Source organism: Nocardia sp. NPDC004068 (genome assembly GCF_042874315.1).
In the GTDB taxonomy this organism is placed as follows: domain Bacteria; phylum Actinomycetota; class Actinomycetes; order Mycobacteriales; family Mycobacteriaceae; genus Nocardia.
In genome coordinates this window covers 1-14094 of record NZ_JBIAMW010000004.1, presented here as the reverse complement: position 1 = coordinate 14094, position 14094 = coordinate 1, and the positions used below count along the sequence as shown (strand labels likewise).

Genomic DNA, 14094 nt, shown 5'->3' with positions numbered 1-14094 from the left:
CCGATGTCGCGCAGGGGGCGAGTGTCACTGGGTGAGCGGGTGTATCGGTCGATGCGCCGCGACCTGGCGGCCGGGGCGCTCGCGCCGACCGAACGGCTCGGCGAGGAACGCCTCGCCGACGCCTACGGCGTCTCGCGCACCCCGGTGCGCGAGGCGCTGGCCCGGCTGCTCGCCGACGGGCTGGTGGAACGGCACGGCGACGGACTGTATCCGTACCGGCCGCGCGTGGACGAGCTCGGCGACCTGTACGAGTTGCGAATGGTGTTGGAGGCCAGGGGGATTCGGCGCTGCCGCGGCGAGCTGTCGCACGATCAGCTGGCGGTGCGGCGGGAGCTGGGGGTGTGGCGGCGGCTGCGGGAGGATCCACCCGATCCGGGGGCCGAGCTGGTGAGCGCCGACGAGCAGTTCCACGCCACCCTGCTGGCCGCCGCGGGCAACACGGCGCTGGCCGACGCTTTGGCCACCGTGCACGCCCGGGTACGCCCGATCCGCTCCCTCGACGTGCCCACCGCCGACCGCATCGCGACGATGACCGCCGACCACATCGCCATCGCCGAACACATCCTCGCCGGTGACCTCGCCGCCGCCCTGAACCTGCTCCTCGCTCACATCGACCGTTCCCGCACCCACGTCCTGGCCCGCGCCCAACAGGCCCTCGAACTCACCAAACTGGGTCAGGCCCTGCGGGACTGACGCGCGCGGCTTCGGACTCACCGGGCGCTCCGGCTCACCGAACGCTCCTGCTCCCCGCGCCGCGCCGAGCAGGCCGCGAACTCACCGAATTCGGGGCAGGTGCGGCCGGACCGGGCCGTGTTAGCGTGAGGCATGGTCTCGAGACAGCCGCGTATCGAACCGGGTCGGTTGCGGGAGTTGGGGCCCGTCAATTGGCTTGCCTGGCAAGTGATCTCGCGGGCGGCCGGGACGTCGGACGCTCACCTGTTCAGCACGCTGGGGCGCACCGGCGGCCTGTTCCGCGGCTGGTTGCACTACTCCGGGCGGCTGATGCCGGGCGGAAAACTGCGCCGCTTCGACACCGAACTGGTGATCCTGCGGGTGGCGCATCTGCGTGACTGCGAATACGAGACCGACCATCACATCCGGCTGGGCAGGCGCGCGGGCATCACCCCCGAGATCCTGGACCGGCTGCGCGTCGGTCCGGGCGCGCCCGGCTGGTCGGAGCGCGAACGCGCGCTGCTCACCGCGGTCGACGAGCTCGTCACCACCCGCGACATCGGCGACGAGACCTGGTCCGCGCTGGCCGCGCACTACGACGAGCGGCGGCTCATCGAGATCGTGCTGCTGGTCAACCAGTACGAGGGCCTGGCGGCGACCATCACGACCCTGCGCATCCAGAGCGACCACTGATGACGGCGCTGGGAATCGCGTTCCGCCCGCAGAATCCGCCCGAACGGCTGCGGGAGATCGCCCGCGTCGCCGACGAATCCGGCCTCGACGAGCTCTGGTTGTGGGAGGACAGCTTCTTCGAGGGCGGCGTCGCGACCGCCGCGGCCGCCCTGGCCTGGACCGAACGGGTGCGCGTCGGGGTGGGCGTGTTCCCGGTGCCGTTCCGCAATGTGGCCCTCACGGCCATGGAGATCGCGACCCTCGAGCGCATGTTCCCCGGGCGCGGCAGCTGGGGTGTGGGGCACGGGGTGCAGGAGTGGATGGGGCAGGCGGGCGCGCGGGTGGAATCCCCGGTGACCCTGCTGGGCGAGTACGTCTCGGCGCTGCGCCGCCTGCTCGGCGGGGAGAAGGTCAGCGTGCGCGGCCGGTACGTGCGGCTCGACGAGGTGGCCCTGGAGTGGCCGCCCGCGGCCGCCCCGCCCGTGCTGGCGGCGGCGACCGGGCCGCGCACCCTGCGGCTGGTGGGCGAGGTCGCCGACGGCGTCATCCTCACCGCCTCCACGAGCCTCGAGAAGTTCCGTGCCGCAACGGTTCTCGTGGGCGAGGGGCACGCCTCGTCCGGTCGTCCGGAACCGCCGCTGGTGGTCGCCAACCTGTCCGTGGCGACGGGACCGGGCGCGGCCGAACGGCTGGCCGCGGATCTGCGCGAGATGGGCGCCGCCGACACCGCGGGCCTCGGCGTCGCCGGGGACGCGCACGCGGTCGCCGCCGCCGTGGCCGAATTCGCCGAGGCGGGCGCGCAATCGGTGACCCTGCAACCCACCGCCGACGAACCCGACCTCGCCGGTTTCGTGCGGTTCGTCGCCGAACAGGTTCGGCCGCTGGTGCCCTAACGGCCCTCGATGAGGACCGCGAGCCCGTCCAGCACCCGGGCGAGCCCGAATTCCCACGCGTGGTCGGCGTTGTAGGCGCTGTCATGGGCGTTCCCGGCGGCCGCGCCGACACGGGCGGCGAGCGGATAGCGCTCGGGATCGAAGACGCGCGCGAGCACCGGGCCGGTGCGCTCCCACCACTCGTGATCGGACATCCCGCTGGCGTTCGCGGCGCGGGCGGTGTCGATGGCGATGCGGGCGACCGCGGTGACGAAGCCGAGGACGTGGGTCACGGCCGCGTCCATGGTCACGTCGTCGAGGCCGAGGCCGTCGAAGGCGGCGAGTTCGTGCTCGTATTTCGCGGCCAGGCCCGGGCCCAGCGGCGGGCGGGTGGTGGGCACGTAGGCCACCCACGGATGCCGGGACAGCAGGTCGCGGTTCTCCTCGGCGATCACCGAAACCCTGCGCCGCCAAGGCATTCCGGTCAGATCGGCGCGATCCATGTCCCGGTAGACCGCGTCGAGCATGAGATCGAGCAGTTCCGCCTTGCCCGGCACGTAGGTGTAGGTCGCCATCGGAGTGAGGCCGAGCCGTTTGGCGACCGCGCGCATGGTGAGCGCCTCGAGGCCCTCGGCGTCGGCGATCTCGACGGCGGCGCGCACGACCTCCGCGACGCTGCTGCGCTGTTTCGGCCCCCGCGTCGGCGCGTTTTCGGGCCTGCCCCACAACAACTCCAGCGTCCGGGCGGGATCTCCCGCGCTGCTGCGCTCGCTCACGCACTCACCTCCGTACTTAGTATAGAGTTTAAGGCATGAAGATCACCGGCTCCGCCCTGTCCTTGAACGTCCCCGATCCCGAAGCCTCCGCGACATTCCTGACCGAGCACTTCGGATTCGAGGTCCAGATGTCGGCGGACGGGTTCTACTCGCTGTCGCGGCCCGATGCCGGATTCAACGTGATCTACCTGCGGACCGGCCTGCCCACCTTCGCCCCGGCGCGGATCGCGGGCGACGCGGGGCAGGGGACCCTCGTGGTCTTCGTCGTCGAGGACATCGATGCCGAATACGAGCGGGTGCGCGCCGCGGGTGTGCCGATCGAGACGCCGATCGCGACCGAACCGTGGGGCGAGCGCTTCTTCCAGACCCGCGATCCCAACGGGATCGTCATCCAGCTGGTGCAGTGGCTGACCGAATCCTGAACGGGCACAGGGGTTCCCGCCGAGCCGGGAACCCCTGTCCATCCCATCCCATGTGACGCCGGATCGTGTCGAACGGCGCGTATCGGTGCTACCCGTTCAGCGCGGCGCGAAACACCTCGACCGCGGGAGTGGTCGAGCGGCCGAGCAGCTTTCGCAGATCGCCGCTCGTGACATCGAGGACACCGGTGCCGATGGCGACATCGGCGTCGGCGAGGGCGCGGGCATGGGCGGCGGGGATACCCGCCTTCTCCAGCGCGGCGGCGTAGTCGTCGCCGGGAAGGTTCTGATAGCGCACGGGCGCACCGGACGCCTGGGACATCGCCTGAGCGATATCGGAATACGTGAGCCGTTCGTCGCCGCCCAGTTCGTAGATCCGCCCGGCGTGGCCCTCGGTGGTGAGCACGACGGCCGCGGCCTCGGCGTAGTCGGCGCGGGCGGCGCCCGCGACCCGGCCGGTTCCGGCGGCGCCGTAGAGGACTCCGCTCGCGACGGCGGCGGGCAGCGCGCCCGCGTAGTTCTCCCAGTACCAGCCGTTGCGCAGAACGGTATGCGGCACAGCGGCTTTCGCGAGCACCTCCTCGGTGCCGCGATGCTCCTCGGCCAGGATCATCGGATTGTCCTCGGCGCCGGGAATGCTGGTGTAGACGAGCAGGTCCACCCCCGCCCGTTCGGCGGCGCGGATCACGGTGGCGTGCTGATCGACGCGCGCGCCGAACTCGTTGCCCGACACCAGCAGCAGCCGGTCCACTCCGGTGAGCGCGCGTTCGACGGCCTCGGCGTCGGCGTAGGACGCCTGCCGGACCTCGACGCCGCGCTCGGCCAGATCGGCGACCTTGGCCGGATCGCGCACGATCGCGACGATCGGCCCGGCCCCGCGGCGGATCAACGCCTCCACGACGAGTCGGCCCAGCTGCCCGCTGGCTCCGGTAACGGCGACGGTCATGACTACCTCCAGGTTGAATGCCTTACGGAACAAAGAGCACTAACTAATAGTTAGTACTATACATTCCAGCCCTACCGGAGAGATGGGTAGCATCGGGGTCATGAGCACGCGGCACGTCCAGCAGGCCGACAGCGCCGATCCGACGCTGGAGGCCGATGTCTTCGCCCGGAACTGCGCCTCGCGCCCGGTGTTGCAGAACGTCGCGAGCCGCTGGGGCACGCTGGCCCTGGTCGCCCTGCGCGAGGGCCCCTACCGATTCAGCGCGCTGCGCCGCCGGGTCGACGGGGTCAGCGAGCGGATGCTGTCACAGACATTGCAGGCGCTCGAGCGCGACGGGATGATCCACCGCGAGGTGGTGCAGGCCATTCCGCCGCGCGTCGAGTACACCCTCACCGAACTCGGCGCGCGCGTCGCCGAGCACCTCGAGGCGCTCGTCGTCACCCTCGAATCCAATCTGGACACGATCACCGCGGCGCAGGCCGCCTACCGTCGAGAATGAGAACGGCTCCGCGCCCATCGGGACGCGGAGCCGTTGCGGCGCAGTGCTTTTCAGAAGTTGATCATATGACCCGCGAGGCCGTGGATGGCCTCCTGCAACGCCTCGCTCAGCGTCGGGTGGGTGTGCACGTTGCGGGCGAGTTCGTTGACCGTGAGATCCCACTTCTGGGCCAGGGTCAGTTCGGGGAGCAGTTCGGAGACGTCGGGGCCGATGAGGTGGCCACCGAGCAGTTCGCCGTACTTGGTGTCGGAGATCAGCTTCACGAAGCCGGTCGGGTCGCCCAGGCCGTGCGCCTTGCCGTTGGCGGTGAACGGGAAGGTGGCGACCTTGACGTCGTAGCCCTCGTCGCGGGCCTGCTGCTCGGTGAGGCCGAAGCTCGCGACCTGCGGCTGACAGAAGGTGGCGCGCGGCATCATCCGGTAGTCGCCGATCGGCAGGGTCTCCGCGCCGCCGATGGCCTCGGCCGCGACCACGCCCTGCACCTCGGCCACATGGGCCAGTTGCAGTTTGGCGGTGACATCGCCGATGGCGTAGATGTGCGGCACGTTGGTGCGCATGAAGTCGTCGATGGCGATCGCGCCGCGCTCGGTCAGCTGCACGCCGGTGTTCTCCAGGCCGTAGCCCTCCACCCGCGGCGCGAAACCGACGGCCTGCAACACCTTGTCGACGGTGACGGTCTCGACATTGCCGGACTTGTTGTCCTTGATGCTGACCGTGACCTTGGAACCGTTGTCCTCGATGGACTGGACCGCGGCGCCGGTGGTGATCGTGATCCCAAGCTTCTTGTACGCCTTGGTGATCTCCTTGGACACGTCGGCGTCCTCGTTGGGCAGCGCGCGATCCAGGAACTCCACGATGCGCACGTCGACGCCGTAGTTCTTCAGCACGTAGCCGAATTCCATGCCGATCGCGCCCGCGCCCACGATGAGGATCGAACCCGGCAGGTCGCGGGTCATGATCTGTTCCTCGTAGGTGACCACGTTCTGCGACAGCTGGGTGCCCGGCAGCAGTTTGGTGATGGTGCCGGTGGCGATGATGACGTTGTCGAACGTGATCTGCTCGGTGCCGCCCTTGGACAGCTCGACCGACAGCGTGTGCGCGTCGGTGAAGGTGCCCTTCCCGTCGTACTCGTCGATCTTGTTCTTCTTCATCAGGAAGTGCACGCCCTTGACGCGGCCGTCGGCGACCTTACGGCTGCGATCGAAGGCGGCGCCGAAATCGAAGCTCGCCTGCCCGCTGATACCGAACGTCTTCGCTTCCTTGGTGAAGATGTGCGCCAGCTCCGCATTGCGCAGCAGCGCCTTGGACGGAATGCACCCGACGTTCAGGCACACGCCACCCCAATATTTCTGCTCGACGATCGCTGTTCGCAGGCCGAGTTGAGCGGCGCGGATCGCGGCGACATACCCGCCGGGACCAGCACCGAGAACGACGACATCGTAGTGGGAAGTCACGACCTCGAGCCTAACGCAGTGTTGTTTGGCGCCGCCTTCGGTGTGGTGAGTTCGTACGGTTGGCTCCGACCACCCGGTTCCGGTGGGCGTCGGCGAGAATGACGACATGACAGGCGTCGAGGAGCAGGTGTCGGATCCTTATCTGTGGCTCGAGGAGGTGACCGGGGAGCGGCCGTTGGCGTGGGCGCGGGCGCACAACGAGGTGGTGGTGGAGCGGTTCGCCGCCTCGGATCGGTTCGCGGATCTCGAACATCGGATTCTGGACATGCTCGACACCGATGCGCGGGTGCCGTATCCGACGCGGCGAGGGGCGTGGCTGTACAACTTCTGGCGCGACGCCGAACATCCGAAGGGGCTGTGGCGGCGAACGACTTTCGCGGAGTACCGCAAGCCCGAGCCCGAGTGGGAGGTGCTGATCGACCTCGACGCGCTCGCGGCCGCCGAGGGGGAGAACTGGGTGTGGGGCGGGGCCGCGGTGCTGCGGCCCGAGCAGACGCTGGCGCTGATCAGCCTGTCACGCGGCGGCGCGGACGCGAAGGTGGTCCGGGAGTTCGACCTGACCACAAAGACGTTCCGGGAGCCCGCCGACGGCGGCTTCCACCTGCCCGAGGCCAAATCGCAGATCCGCTGGATCGACGCCGACACCGTCTATGTCGGAACGGATTTCGGGCCCGGATCGCTGACCGACTCCGGATACGCCCGGATCGCCAAGCGGTGGCGGCGCGGGACGCCGTTGAGCGAGGCGGTCACGGTGTTCGAGGGCTCGACGGAGGATGTGCTCGTCTCCGCCGGGTACGACCGGACGCCCGGGTACGAGCGGCACTATGTCGGGCGGGCCACGGACTTCTTCAACGAGTCCGTCTACCTGCTGGACGAGGACGGCGGTCTGCGGCACATCGACGTGCCCTCCGATGCCTCGGAGTCCTGGTACAAGGATTGGTTGCTGCTGCGGTTGAAGTCGCCGTGGGAGGTCGGGGGGAGGACGTACCCGGCGGGGGCGCTACTGGCATGTGATCTGGAGGAATTCCTTTCGGGCGCAAGGGATTTCGAGGTGATCTTCACTCCCGATGCGCATACGTCGCTGCACGGGTACGGGTGGACGGAAAACCACCTCATCCTGATCACGTTGGAGGATGTGCAGACGAAGTTGTACGTGCTCTCCCCCGGCGAAAAGCGTGCCGGGGGAACAGGGGAGGGAGCCCGCAGCGCCGGGGGAACAAGGGAAGGAGCCCGCGGCTGGTCACGCCAGCCACTCGCCGACACCCCGCCCATGGCCACGACCAACGTCCTGAACCTGGACCCGCTGGAAGGCGGGGACGAATTCATGCTCACCACAAGCGGATTCACCACACCCGCGACGCTGCTGGCGAGTTCGGTGGGCGGCGGCACCGAATTGCTCAAGCAGGAGCCGAGTTTCTTCGACGCGGCCGGGATCGAGACCGAGCAGTTCTTCGCGCGGTCCGACGACGGAACCATGGTGCCCTACTTCGTGATTCGGCACCGTGACCGCAGGGGCGAGCCGGGACCGACGGTCATGTCGGGGTACGGCGGATTCGAGGTGTCCCGCACGCCCGCCTACAGCGGGGCGTCCGGGATGGGCTGGCTGGAACGCGGCGGCACCTGGGTGATGACCAATATCCGCGGCGGCGGCGAATACGGCCCCGAATGGCACACCCAGGCGCAGAAGGCCAACCGGCACAAGGTGTACGAGGACTTCGCCGCCATCGCCCGCGACCTCACCGACCGCGACATCACCACCGCGCCGCAGCTGGGCGCGGTGGGCGGCAGCAACGGCGGGCTGCTCATGGGCGTCATGCTCACCCGCTACCCGGAACTGTTCGGGGCCATCGTGTGTCAGGTGCCGCTGCTGGATATGCGGCGCTACCACCTGCTGCTGGCCGGGGCGTCCTGGATGGCCGAGTACGGCGACCCGGACAAGCCGGAGGAGTGGGCCTACATCCGCGAGTACTCGCCGTATCAGAACGCCCGCGCCGACGCGACCTACCCGCCGATCCTGCTGACCACCTCCACCCGCGACGACCGCGTGCACCCGGGCCACGCCCGCAAGATGGCCGCGTTGCTCGAGGAGCAGGGCCACACCGTCTGGTACCACGAGAACATCGAGGGCGGGCACGGCGGCGCGGCCGACAACAAGCAGATGGCCTTCCAGGCGGCGCTGATCTACGAGTTCTTCACCCAGATGCTGCTGGAGCGTTAGCGGTCGCGGATCCACCTCTCGATGCGGTCGACGGTCGAGGCCGGGTCGACGATCCAGCCGTTGTGCCCCAGGCGTTCCGGCTGCCGCCACCGGCTCACCCGCGCCCGGGGCAGCTTCGCGAGCAGATGGTCGGCCGAACCGCGGGGCGCGAGTTCGTCGCCCGCGATGGTGATCGACAGCACCGGCAGCGTCAGCCGGGCGAGGCGCTCCTCGTAGTCGATATCCGCTCCGGCCGGTTCGAACCGGCCGGAGCGGGCCAAGCGCGCCCAGTCCGATACCAGCACCTTGGACTGCCGCCCGAAGCCGCCCGCGGTGATCCGGTCCCCCGGCCAGACCCCGGCGAGATTCGCCGTCAGTGAGATGGCCGAGGGGCCGAGCAGCATGGCCGAGCGCGCGATCCCGCCGAAGCCCCGGTAGTAGGGCGTGCCCGAGGCGACCAGGATCAGCCCGCCCAGCCGCCCGCGCACCCGCGCGGCGTACAGGACGCTCAACTGCCCACCGAGGCTGTGCCCCAACAGGATCGGCGTGCTGTCCGGGAACCGCTCGCGCACCACCTCGAACATCGCCGGGAAGTCCACCGAAACCAGCTCCTGATAGCCGTAGTCGCTCGACGGCCCCGGCGCCGGTTTGCTGTCCCCGTTGCCCCGGATCGAGCCGATCGCCACATCGAATCCGCGCCGGGACAGGTGATCGGCGAACAACTCGTAGTACGCCCCCGGCACCCCCAGCCCCGGAATGATCACGACCACCGCCCGCGGCGCGTCCGGCGTGATCGCGCGCCGATGCGGCCCCCGAGCCGCGACCAACCGAACCGGCACGATACTGCCGTCGGGCACCTGGACCGGAACAGTCTCCATGCCGGGCACGCTACTTCGCCGCCTCCGCTCAGGCGGCACGACCCTCGCTGCGGCTCAGGAGTTCGTTCAGACCCGCACGGGTGGTGACGACGAGGTGGTTGCCCTCCGCTCAGGCGGCGCGACCCTCGCTGCGGCTCAGGAGTTCGTTCAGGCCCGCGCGGGTGGTCACGACGACGAGGTGGTTGCCCTCCGCTCAGGCGGCGCGACCCTCGCTGCGGCTCAGGAGTTCGTTCAGGCCCGCGCGGGTGGTGACGACGACGAGTTGGTTGCCCTCGGCCAGGAGGGTTTCGGGGTCGGGCTGCCATTCGAGTTCGGCGCCGACGGTGCGTTGCAGGGCCAGGATGCGGATGTGGTCGGACATGTCGGCGGCGCGAATCTGCCTGCCCGCCAACACCGAACCGGCCTCGACGGGCACCTCGGCGACCAGGAGGGTCTCGCGGTCGACCGACAGGGTCGCGATCACGCGGCGTTCGGAGACGGCCATCGCGAAACCCTCGGCCGCGAGCTGGAATACGCTGCGCACCACGGCCTTTCCGAGGGTGCGCTGCACCCGCTCGGCCAGATCGTCGTCGAACAGGCGCAACACCACCCGCAGATCCTCGCGGTAGTACTGACCGAGCAGGGCCGCCTCCAGATTCACCGCATCGCTGCTGGTCAGCAGCAACAGCGCGCGGGCGCGGGACACCCCGACGGCCTGGAGCGAGTCCTCCCAGGTGGCCTGCCCGATGACCACGGGCACCCCGAGCGAGCGGGCCAATGTGATGCCGCGGGCGTTCTCGTCGTTGTCGAGCCCGACCACCGGCACGCCCAGATCGCACAGCTGCTCCATCACGCGGGAGCCGACATTGCCGAGCCCGGCGACCACGACGTGATCGGTGAAGTCCGCCGGATCGGGCCCGGCCGTCTCCGACAGCTGGGCGCGCAGCACCCCGCCCACGACCATCGCGGTGACCACGGGGGTCAGCGCCAGCCCGATGAAGACGACCCCGACCTGCAACACCTTGAACGCGGGCGAGCGCGCGTGCTCGGGCTGCGCGGCCCCGGCCGCGTCGAGCAGCGTCTCGTAAACGGCGTCGCTCCAACCGTTTCCGATCGCGATCATCAGCCCGCACCCGATGGTGATGCAGGTCAACAGCAGCAGCATGAGCCGAACCAGGTTGTTGCGCGCCAGATTGCGCAGCACCCGGAACCAGCGGCCCGCGCGGTCGGGGCGGTAGGGCGCGCGGTCCATCACCGCCAGCGCCCGCTCCCCGCCCTGTTCCGGTGGCAGCAACCGGATCTCGCCCGCCTGCTCGGTCAGCGCGCACACGACCTTCCCCGACGGCGCCTCCGGGGTGCTCGACACGTACAGGGTGCGCTCCCCGATGCGCAGGTAGTCCAGGGCCTCCTCGCCGAGCGCGGCCGCGATGAACGACGGCGCGGCGATCTCGGAGATGGACAGCACCACGCAGTCGGCGAACAGGCTGCGGATGCGAAACCCGAGGCCGGTGTTGAACATTCGGATCACCAGCCGGATCTGCCCGTTGAGTTCGTAGGCGCGCAGCGCGGCGTGGAAGTTCTCCACATCCGCCTGATCAACCAGGGCCAGCGCGCGGGCGTGCGCGACCCCGGCCGCGCGCAGCGTCTCCTCGTCGAGCCGGGTCGAGCACTGGATCCGCACCCGCTCCAGCCGTTGCAGCTGGGGGACGTACGTGCCGTCGAGATTGGGCAGCACCACGGTCACGCTCCCGTCCGGGAACCTGGTCACCAGCTCCAGGGCCAGTTGATGGACCAGTGGATTGTCCCCGCAGACAACGAAACTCGGGGCCGTCCCATCCCCCTCGTGGACGTGCATACCAGCGAGTCTAGATCGGAACCCGGCACGTCAGCTACGCGCTGACCGCGCCGATGATGATCCGCCGCAGCACCCGGATGACGTCGTCGAGGGAGCCACGCGGCTCCGAACCGCACCAGGCGTCCACGACATAGTTGACCGCACCGATGATGGCGAGACTGCGCATCTCGTAGTCACCCGGCGGGATCTCCCCTTGCAGCGCGGCGTCTTCCGCCGCACCGGCCAGGATCGAACCCCAACTCCGCCGCAATTCGAGCCGGAACTTCTCGACCTTGGGACCCGCGCCGACCACCTCGACCAGCGCGACCCGGGCGCGGCGCGGATCGCGGCCGATGGCCTCGACGTAGGCCCGCACGGCGGCCTCGATGGTCTCGACCGACCCGTGTCCCGCGTGCGCCTCCAGCGCCGCGGACACCGCAGCGCGCGATTCCCGGTCGATATGTTCGTAGAGCTCGAGCAACAGCGATTCGCGCCCGGTGAACTCCTCGTAGAACTGCCGTGAGGAGAGTCCGGCGTCTTTGCAGATGGCTCCGACCGAGCTGTTGGCATAGCCGTCCCGGGCGAACACCGTCAATCCGGACTCCAGAAAACGCGCACGCCGTTGCCGTTGCCGGTCTTCTACGGGCTGCCCGGCGTACATCCTGCCCGCGTTCGTTTCCTGTGACATTGCGCAGGACTTTACCGAAGGGCCCGATCCCCTCGTCAAAGATCGGGCTCTTCGGTTGGACCTCCTACTTTCGGTTTGTTAGCCGAAAGTTGTCTCCTTGACCTGGGAAGCGCTTCAGAAACTGCGTCCGCTGGGTCACTGGCTATTTGCCGAAAGAGACGTTAGTCGACGGAAGTCGACTTGGGAAGACTTTTTTGGAGGATTTTTTTAAACCTTATTGTGAATTCTCACCGCGCTGTTGATTGTGGCGGGGAAACATGCCGCGATACTTATTGCGGCAAGCCGGGCATACCCGGTACAGCCGAGCGGTCGTCGGTCCGCACGCGATGAGGAGGAGAGGCCATGGGCGTTCAGGTCGCGGTCTGCGGGCCGCGGGATTGCGCGGCGGTCGACGCGGAGCGGGCGCGCGAGGTCGGTCGGCTGTTGGCCGCGGCGGGGGCCACCGTGTTGTGCGGCGGTGGGGTCGGGGTGATGGCGGCGGTGGCCGAGGGTGCCGGTGGCGCCGGCGGATTGGTCATCGGCGTGCGGCCCGACACCGATCGCGCGGCGGTCTGTCCGGGGCTGTCGGCCGTGCTGTACACGAATATGGGGGAGGCCCGGAACGCGATCCTGGTCGAGTCGGCGGACGCGGTGATCGTGATCGGCGGATCGTGGGGAACGCTGTCGGAACTCGCGTTGGCGCGGCGGCGGGGTGGGATTCCCGTTGTCTCGCTGGGTGGTTGGCGGGTCGTGGACGCGGCGGGGGTACCGGTCGACGCGGGTGCGGTCGTCGACTCCGCCGCCGAGGCGGTGCGGATCGCGCTGGGGGGCTGAGTCGCCCGCTCAGTCGGCAGTGGCGCGGGCGAGGGCTCGTTCGGCCTCGGCGACGATCTCGGCGACGATCCGCTCGGCCGACACGGATGTTTTGATCAGACCCACGGCCTGGCTCGCCCAGACGGGGACCGCGTCGAGGTCACCCGTGGCGGCCGCGGTGCGATAGCGCTCCAATGCCGTTGTGTCCGAACGGAGTTCGTCGTCGCGGTCGCGCCACTCGTCGAGGAACGGGTTGGTGAGGGTGCGGGCCGGGTAGCGGTGCGGCCAGGGGGCGCCGCGGGCTATGTCGAGGGTGCGGTTGATCTCGGTGTCCTGGCCGTCGGCGGCGAGGAGGGCCCCGGTCAGTTCGGCGGAGACCAGCGCCTCGGGAGTGGCCTGGAAGCGGGTGCCGAGGAGGGCCCCGGACGCTCCGAGGGTGAGGGCCGCGGCCAGTCCGCGACCGTCGGCGATACCGCCCGCGGCGAGGACCGGGGTGGGGCCCGCGAGGTCGACGACGGCGGGGACGAACGACAGTGTGCCGATACCGTTCTCGCCGCAGTGGCCTCCCGCGTCGCTGCCCTGGGCCACGATGATGTCGGCCCCGGCGTCGAGGGCGCGGCGGGCCTCGTCGAGGTCGGTCACCTGGAGGATGAGTTTCGCCGGGGAGTCGTGCACACGGCTCGCGAAGGGCGCGGGATCGCCGAAGGAGAGCATGATGGCGGCCGGTTCGAAGTCCAGCGCGTAGGCGATGGCGTCGGCGTCGATGGCCCAGGTGAGAAAGCCGATGCCCCAAGCCTTTTCGGTGGCGGCCCGTGCGATGCCCGCCTCGCGCGCGAGCCAGTCGCGGTTACCGCGCCCCGCGCCGATCATGCCGAATCCGCCGCCGTTCGAAACGGCCGCGGCGAGGGCGCCGTCCGCCTCGCCGCCCATGGGGGCCGAGGCGATGGGGTAGCGGATCGACAGCTGCTCGGTGAAGGTCGTTCGCATGTCTTCGAGCTTGGCACGGAAAGGTCCGGATATGCGAGAAGGGGCCCATTGCTGGGCCCCTTCTCGGGAATATTGTTCCGGCGGTGTCCTACTCTCCCACACCCTGTCGAGTGCAGTACCATCGGCGCTGGCAGGCTTAGCTTCCGGGTTCGGAATGGGACCGGGCGTTTCCCCACCGCTATAACCGCCGTAACACTATGGAACTCTCCGCGCTCCACGCTTGCGAGTACAAGGGTCAAAAAACAACCCCCGACACCAGGGGGTACGAAACCCTGGACCTCGCAGCGGGTGCATGCGTGTGTTGTTCCAGAACCGCACAGTGGACGCGTAGCACCTTCGTTGGTAAGCCCTCGGCCTATTAGTACCGGTCACCTCCACACGTTACCGTGCTTCCAGTTCCGGCCTATCAACCCAATCATCTCTTGGGGG

General features: G+C 69.3%; 14 protein-coding genes and 2 rRNA genes. 7 read left to right on the top strand and 9 right to left on the bottom strand.

What is annotated here, in order from left to right; translation table 11 throughout:
- Positions 1–3 precede the first annotated feature (3 nt).
- The 3 genes from ACFYTQ_RS10930 to ACFYTQ_RS10920 all read left to right on the top strand — a co-directional run bounded on the left by ACFYTQ_RS10930 (position 4) and on the right by ACFYTQ_RS10920 (position 2237).
- Positions 4–693, top strand: coding sequence for a GntR family transcriptional regulator (locus ACFYTQ_RS10930; protein ID WP_387359260.1), 690 nt, complete (start codon positions 4–6; stop codon positions 691–693).
- A 132-nt stretch (positions 694–825) separates the two neighbouring features.
- Positions 826–1365 (top strand): carboxymuconolactone decarboxylase family protein, encoded by a 540-nt coding sequence (locus ACFYTQ_RS10925; RefSeq protein WP_387359258.1) that lies wholly within the window; start codon positions 826–828, stop codon positions 1363–1365.
- A complete protein-coding gene (locus ACFYTQ_RS10920) occupies positions 1365–2237 on the top strand; it encodes an LLM class flavin-dependent oxidoreductase (RefSeq protein WP_387359256.1) in 873 nt (290 codons plus the stop codon). The genes ACFYTQ_RS10925 and ACFYTQ_RS10920 overlap by 1 nt, the downstream gene beginning before the upstream one ends.
- Here the strand turns inward: ACFYTQ_RS10920 and ACFYTQ_RS10915 are convergent.
- Entirely contained in the window at positions 2234–2992 is a 759-nt protein-coding gene (locus tag ACFYTQ_RS10915) for a TetR/AcrR family transcriptional regulator (RefSeq protein ID WP_387359254.1), read from the bottom strand. The genes ACFYTQ_RS10920 and ACFYTQ_RS10915 overlap by 4 nt on opposite strands.
- Before the next feature lie 35 nt (positions 2993–3027).
- Between ACFYTQ_RS10915 and ACFYTQ_RS10910 the strand changes: the two genes are divergently transcribed.
- Positions 3028–3414, top strand: coding sequence for a VOC family protein (locus tag ACFYTQ_RS10910; protein ID WP_387359252.1), 387 nt, complete (start codon positions 3028–3030; stop codon positions 3412–3414).
- 88 nt (positions 3415–3502) lie between these two features.
- Here ACFYTQ_RS10910 and ACFYTQ_RS10905 read toward each other — a convergent pair whose 3' ends face one another.
- A complete protein-coding gene (locus ACFYTQ_RS10905; protein ID WP_387359250.1) occupies positions 3503–4357 on the bottom strand; it encodes an SDR family oxidoreductase in 855 nt (284 codons plus the stop codon).
- A 100-nt stretch (positions 4358–4457) separates the two neighbouring features.
- Between ACFYTQ_RS10905 and ACFYTQ_RS10900 the strand changes: the two genes are divergently transcribed.
- Positions 4458–4856 (top strand): winged helix-turn-helix transcriptional regulator, encoded by a 399-nt coding sequence (locus tag ACFYTQ_RS10900; protein WP_387359248.1) that lies wholly within the window; start codon positions 4458–4460, stop codon positions 4854–4856.
- Positions 4857–4906: 50 nt separating this feature from the next.
- Here the strand turns inward: ACFYTQ_RS10900 and lpdA are convergent, their stop codons facing one another.
- Entirely contained in the window at positions 4907–6310 is a 1404-nt protein-coding gene (lpdA, locus tag ACFYTQ_RS10895; RefSeq protein ID WP_387359246.1) for a dihydrolipoyl dehydrogenase, read from the bottom strand.
- Between the two features lie 106 nt (positions 6311–6416).
- On the opposite strand from lpdA, the gene ACFYTQ_RS10890 reads away from it, so the two are divergent.
- Entirely contained in the window at positions 6417–8528 is a 2112-nt protein-coding gene (locus ACFYTQ_RS10890) for a prolyl oligopeptidase family protein (RefSeq protein WP_387359244.1), read from the top strand.
- Here the strand turns inward: ACFYTQ_RS10890 and ACFYTQ_RS10885 are convergent.
- From ACFYTQ_RS10885 to ACFYTQ_RS10875, 3 genes are all read right to left on the bottom strand, one after another.
- On the bottom strand, positions 8525–9385 hold the full coding sequence (locus ACFYTQ_RS10885; RefSeq protein ID WP_387359242.1) for an alpha/beta fold hydrolase: 861 nt from the start codon (positions 9383–9385) through the stop codon (positions 8525–8527). The two genes, ACFYTQ_RS10890 and ACFYTQ_RS10885, sit on opposite strands and share 4 nt — an antisense overlap.
- Before the next feature lie 193 nt (positions 9386–9578).
- A complete protein-coding gene (locus ACFYTQ_RS10880; RefSeq protein ID WP_387359240.1) occupies positions 9579–11219 on the bottom strand; it encodes an NAD-binding protein in 1641 nt (546 codons plus the stop codon).
- Positions 11220–11253: 34 nt separating this feature from the next.
- On the bottom strand, positions 11254–11886 hold the full coding sequence (locus ACFYTQ_RS10875) for a TetR/AcrR family transcriptional regulator (protein WP_387359238.1): 633 nt from the start codon (positions 11884–11886) through the stop codon (positions 11254–11256).
- Positions 11887–12228: 342 nt separating this feature from the next.
- On the opposite strand from ACFYTQ_RS10875, the gene ACFYTQ_RS10870 reads away from it, so the two are divergent.
- Positions 12229–12699: an LOG family protein gene (locus ACFYTQ_RS10870; RefSeq protein ID WP_387359237.1), complete on the top strand. Its 471-nt coding sequence runs from the start codon at positions 12229–12231 to the stop codon at positions 12697–12699.
- A gap of 9 nt (positions 12700–12708) precedes the next feature.
- On the opposite strand, the gene ACFYTQ_RS10865 is transcribed toward ACFYTQ_RS10870, so the two are convergent.
- From ACFYTQ_RS10865 to ACFYTQ_RS10855, 3 genes are all read right to left on the bottom strand, one after another.
- Positions 12709–13665, bottom strand: a complete 957-nt coding sequence (locus tag ACFYTQ_RS10865) for an NAD(P)H-dependent flavin oxidoreductase (protein ID WP_387359235.1) — start codon at positions 13663–13665, stop codon at positions 12709–12711.
- Positions 13666–13740: 75 nt separating this feature from the next.
- Positions 13741–13857 (bottom strand): 5S ribosomal RNA (gene rrf, locus ACFYTQ_RS10860).
- A gap of 146 nt (positions 13858–14003) precedes the next feature.
- Positions 14004–14094: ribosomal RNA gene (locus tag ACFYTQ_RS10855) — 23S ribosomal RNA — on the bottom strand; the annotation flags it as partial.